Raw genomic sequence first — 379 nt, 5'->3', positions numbered from 1 at the left:
GCCAACTGCAGTTCCAGACCCCTGTATGTATACAGGTTGATCAAAATGCCATGTTTGCTTCCCTCGTCTCTCCACCTAAAAACACGTCCTTTACGAATTAATCAACATTTCAACAAGCATCCTAGTCAGCCCTACTAAATAAGCAGAAAGCACACCAAATGCAATTACGGCTCCAGTTAATTTGAACATGTTCGCACCAATCCCAAACACTAATCCTTCACTTTTATGCTCTAGAGCAGCACTCGTCATTGCATTCGAAAATCCAGTAACAGGAACCAACGAACCCGCCCCAGCAAACTGACCAAGCTTGTCGTAAATTCCGAACCCTGTTGCTAAAGCGGCTAATAAAATCAGCGTTGCTAAAGTCGGACTCATTGCT

At 44.1% G+C, this 379-nt stretch carries 1 protein-coding gene; it reads right to left on the bottom strand.

Features of this window, described 5'->3' with window-relative positions; translation table 11 throughout:
• Positions 1-90: 90 nt before the first annotated feature.
• Positions 91-379, bottom strand: a 289-nt coding sequence (locus tag KH400_RS22190) for a SpoVA/SpoVAEb family sporulation membrane protein (RefSeq protein WP_217228333.1), incomplete at its 5' end; no start/stop codon positions are given.

This window comes from Desertibacillus haloalkaliphilus (assembly GCF_019039105.1).
GTDB lineage: Bacteria > Bacillota > Bacilli > Bacillales > KJ1-10-99 > Desertibacillus > Desertibacillus haloalkaliphilus.
Note: the sequence above shows the minus strand (reverse complement) of the source record. Positions and strands in the feature narration are given on the sequence as shown.